Below are 3,626 nucleotides of genomic sequence, written 5' to 3'. Positions count from 1 at the left end.
GGTGGGACGACGAAATCGAATTCTAACGAATTACCGATTTCTGTCCCACTCTCGCTTTTTGTATTTCTATGCTTTTAATTGTAAGAGTTCTTCAATCTCAGCCAGAGTGCTAGCTTGCGAGATGGCGCCACGGAGTTTGGCTGCGCCTGAGGTACCACGGAGGTAGTGAGGGGCGAGGCCACGGAATTCACGAACGGCAATGTGCTCACCTTTGAGATCGATCAAGCGTTTCAAGTGTTCGTAAGCGATCTTCATCTTGTCTTCAAAAGTCAAATCAGGCAGGATTTCTCCTGTTTCAAAGTAGTGATTGATTTGGTTGAAGAGATAAGGATTGCCCATAGCAGCGCGACCAATCATGACCGCATCAGCACCGACTTCTTCGATCCGTTGTTTGGCGTCTTGAACCGTACGGATATCTCCGTTTGCGATAAATGGAATCTTGGTCAGAGCTTGTGCAACCTTGTGAAGGGTCTCAAGATCCGCATGACCCGTATACATTTGCTCCCGAGTCCGTCCATGCATGGCAAGGGCAGAGACACCTGCAGCTTCAGCAGCGAGCGCATTTTCAACTGCTAGAGAAGGATCCGACCAACCCGTCCGCATTTTAACAGTGAGGGGGATATCGAGGACGGATTGAACCTTATTGATGATGGAGTAGATCTTGTCTGGGTCCTTGAGCCACATGGCACCAGCCTCGTTCTTGACGATTTTATTCACCGGGCAACCCATGTTGATATCGACGATATCGGTCTTGGTATTTTCTTGGATAAATTCAGCTGCGCGTGCGAGGCTATCTTCGTCACTTCCAAAGAGTTGGATCGATACAGGATTTTCTCCTTCATCGATATGAAGCATGTGAAGCGTCTTTTCGTTGTTGTATTGGATTCCCTTGTCAGAGACCATTTCCATCACAACGAGCCCTGCCCCCAGTTCTTTGGCAATGGTCCGGAAAGCTGAGTTGGTCACTCCGGCCATTGGGGCTAGGACGGTACGGTTAGGGATTTCGACATTCCCGATCATAAATGGCGTATTAAGATTTGTCACGAATGAGTTCCTCCAAGTCATTTTCGTCAAAGTGGTAGTGTGTTTGGCAGAATTGGCAGGTAATCTCTGCACCGTGATCTTCATCTTTCATCTCTTTTAGATCACTAGCTGGCAGACTTGCTAAAGCATTCAAGAAACGCTCACGGCTGCAGTCGCACTGGAAGCGAAGTTCTTCTTCAGAGAGGCGTTTGAAAGGTTCATCTCCATAGATAGCGGCAAGAAGAGCTTCAATATGGTCTTCAGATTCCAAAAGTGTGGAGATAGCAGGCATTTTTTGGATGCGTTTTTCAAAGCGCGCGATTTCTTCTTCCTTGGCATTTGGCAAGACTTGAAGCAAGAAGCCACCCGCCACTTTAACCTTGTCTTCGTCATCCAAAAGGACATTGAGTCCAACTGCAGAAGGTGTTTGTTGGCTTTCCGTCAGATAAAAGGCCAGGTCTTCTCCGATTTCACCGGTGACAAGAGGGGTCATGGAGTTATAAGGATTTCCCGTACCATAGTCAGTGATGACCAGGAATTCTCCGTTTCCGACAAATGGTCCCACCAGGACTTCACCAGTTGCCGTCTTCTTGATATCCACTCCAGGATTTTGTACGTAGCCTTTAACATTTCCCTTGGTATCTGCCACGGTGATGATGGCTCCAAGTGAGCTAGTCCCAAGGACTTTGACCGTAATTTTAGTATCTCCTTTCTCGTTTGCTGCCAAGATTTGACTGGCAATGAGGGTACGGCCAAGTGCGACCGTGGAGCTAGCTTGTGTATGATGTTTTTCTTGGGCTGTTCGTACAGTTTCTGTACTGTCTAGTACATAGGCACGAAAAGCGCCGCTTTCTGAGATAGTTTTAATAATTTTGTCCATACCTACTATTTTAGCACAAATCAAGCAAAGTGGGGGCAAGGAGAATTCCGAAAATCAGCCGTTTCAGAAGAAGGGCAAGAAGAAAAGAAAATTCCGAACGTTATTTCTAGAAAGAAGCAATTTCCAAGTAAAAGACGAGTTTCATAGAGAAGTTGGTTTAAAAAGGAAGGAGAAAAATAAACGATAGCTGAGTGGATCTTGAAAAAACATCAAAAATTGCTTATAATAGAGTGTAAGACAAACTTGCAGGTGAGACTCCTGCCCTTAGTTTGAAGAAAGGCATAGATAGCATCCTATCTATGGTATATGAAAAAGAATTATGACATCAGTTGTTGTAGTAGGAACCCAATGGGGTGATGAAGGAAAAGGGAAGATTACTGACTTCCTATCAGCCAATGCAGAAGTCATTGCTCGCTACCAAGGTGGGGACAATGCCGGTCACACTATCGTGATCGACGGCAAAAAGTTCAAGTTGCACTTGATTCCTTCAGGTATCTTCTTCCCTGAAAAGATTTCTGTCATTGGGAATGGGGTTGTGATCAATCCTAAATCATTGGTCAAAGAGTTGGCTTATCTCCATGAAGAAGGTGTGACAACGGACAGTTTGCGCATTTCAGACCGCGCCCATGTCATCCTTCCTTACCATATCGAATTGGACCGTCTCCAAGAAGAATCTAAAGGAGACAACAAGATCGGAACGACGATTAAAGGGATTGGCCCAGCCTACATGGACAAGGCTGCGCGTGTGGGAATCCGGATTGCGGACCTTTTGGACCGCGACGTCTTTGCGGAACGCCTTCGTATCAACTTGGAAGAAAAGAACCGTCAATTTACCAAGCTCTATGATGCAGAGCCTCTTTCATTTGACGATATCTTCGAAGAATACTATGAATATGGTCAACAGATCAAACAATATGTAACCGATACTTCTGTCATCTTGAACGATGCCTTGGATAACGGCAAGCGCGTGCTCTTTGAAGGAGCCCAAGGGGTTATGTTGGATATCGACCAAGGAACTTATCCATTTGTTACTTCATCAAACCCTGTTGCAGGTGGGGTGACCATCGGATCAGGTGTCGGCCCAAGTAAGATCGACAAGGTTGTCGGTGTATGTAAAGCCTATACCAGCCGTGTTGGTGATGGACCATTCCCTACGGAGCTTTTTGATGAAGTGGGGGATCGGATCCGTGAAGTCGGTCATGAGTATGGGACAACAACAGGTCGTCCACGTCGTGTCGGTTGGTTTGACTCAGTTGTCATGCGCCATAGCCGTCGTGTTTCAGGAATTACTAACCTAAGCTTGAACTCGATCGACGTTCTATCAGGCTTGGATACAGTGAAAATCTGTGTGGCCTACGACTTAGATGGCGAACGCATTGATCACTATCCAGCCAGCTTGGAGCAACTCAAACGTTGCAAACCAATCTATGAAGAATTGCCAGGTTGGTCAGAAGACATCACCGGTGTGCGCCACTTGGATGAGCTTCCAGAAAATGCCCGCAACTATGTCCGCCGGATCGGTGAATTGGTTGGTGTGCGCATTTCAACCTTCTCAGTCGGACCAGATCGTGACCAAACCAATATCCTTGAAAGTGTCTGGTCAAGTAAATAATTTAAAAAAGAGAGTGAGACAGAAATCGGTCATTCGTTAGAATTCGATTTCATCGTCCCACCTCCGCACAGTTGAGTAGGGCTGTAAAAGCTGATGAAATCAGCGTAGTAG

At 46.2% G+C, this 3,626-nt stretch carries 3 protein-coding genes; 1 reads left to right on the top strand and 2 read right to left on the bottom strand.

What is annotated here, in order from left to right; translation table 11 throughout:
• Window positions 1-66: 66 nt before the first annotated feature.
• Both dusB and hslO read right to left on the bottom strand, forming a co-directional pair.
• Complete coding sequence (dusB, locus tag ADG03_RS07650; protein ID WP_049471951.1) at window positions 67-1,044, bottom strand: tRNA dihydrouridine synthase DusB; 978 nt, start codon at window positions 1,042-1,044, stop codon at window positions 67-69.
• Window positions 1,031-1,903, bottom strand: a complete 873-nt coding sequence (hslO, locus tag ADG03_RS07645; RefSeq protein ID WP_049471950.1) for an Hsp33 family molecular chaperone HslO — start codon at window positions 1,901-1,903, stop codon at window positions 1,031-1,033. Before hslO ends, dusB begins: the two co-directional genes overlap by 14 nt.
• Before the next feature lie 319 nt (window positions 1,904-2,222).
• Between hslO and ADG03_RS07635 the strand changes: the two genes are divergently transcribed.
• Complete coding sequence (locus tag ADG03_RS07635) at window positions 2,223-3,515, top strand: adenylosuccinate synthase (RefSeq protein WP_021154044.1); 1,293 nt, start codon at window positions 2,223-2,225, stop codon at window positions 3,513-3,515.
• Window positions 3,516-3,626: the final 111 nt, after the last annotated feature.

Source organism: Streptococcus parasanguinis (assembly GCF_001069785.1).
Classification (GTDB): domain Bacteria; phylum Bacillota; class Bacilli; order Lactobacillales; family Streptococcaceae; genus Streptococcus; species Streptococcus parasanguinis_T.
Note: the sequence above shows the minus strand (reverse complement) of the source record. Positions and strands in the feature narration are given on the sequence as shown.

Coding starts and splice junctions, on each gene's coding strand:
- hslO (WP_049471950.1), bottom strand. CDS start 1,903: ATGGACAAAATTATTAAAACTATCTCAGAAAGCGGCGCTTTTCGTGCC.
- ADG03_RS07635 (WP_021154044.1), top strand. CDS start 2,223: ATGACATCAGTTGTTGTAGTAGGAACCCAATGGGGTGATGAAGGAAAA.